This is a genomic window from Rhizobium sp. P32RR-XVIII (assembly GCF_012641395.1).
Lineage (GTDB): Bacteria > Pseudomonadota > Alphaproteobacteria > Rhizobiales > Rhizobiaceae > Rhizobium.
Genome location: NZ_JABAIH010000090.1, coordinates 1 through 663, shown reverse-complemented (window position 1 = coordinate 663; position 663 = coordinate 1). Strand labels below are relative to the sequence as shown.

The following is a 663-nucleotide window of genomic DNA, read 5'->3' as shown; positions in this document are numbered from 1 at the left end:
CTGACCTTGCCCGTTGAAATGATCCATTTTGAAGTAAGCTCTGGCCCATTGAGAGGACCAGGGAATGAAGCGCAAGTGTTTTACAGACGAACAGATTATCGGCATTCTGAAGGAGCACGAGGCGGGCACGCCAGTCGCGGAGCTTTGCCGCAAGCACGGCGTCAGCGATGCCAGTATCTATAAGTGGAAAGCCAAGTTCGGCGGCATGGACGTGTCCGAGGCCAAGCGGTTGAAGACGCTGGAGGACGAGAACACGAAGCTGAAACGGCTCCTGGCAGACGCCATGCTCGACAATGCTGCTTTGAAAGACCTTTTGGGAAAGAAGTGGTGACGCCCGCAGCAAGGCGGAAAGCTGTCGCTCATCTGATGGATCGCCACCAGATGAGCGAACGGCGGGCGTGTAAATCCATCGGCTTTTGCCGGATGACGATCCGTTACGAAACCAAGCGCAGCGATGACCATGACCTTCGCGAGCGGATGAAGGCGCTGGCGCATGAGCGCCGCCGCTTTGGATATCGACGCCTCCATGTGCTGCTCAGGCGTGAGGGTCACCTTGTGAACCACAAGCGGCTCTTCCGGCTCTATCGGGAAGAGAAGCTGACGGTACGCAAGCGCGGTGGTCGGAAACGAGCGATGGGCACACGAGCACCGATGCTGATCCCG

General features: G+C 57.9%; 1 pseudogene. It reads left to right on the top strand.

The features are described from left to right. Window positions 1-64: 64 nt before the first annotated feature. Window positions 65-663: pseudogene (locus HGP14_RS35180) on the top strand (transposase); the annotation flags it as partial.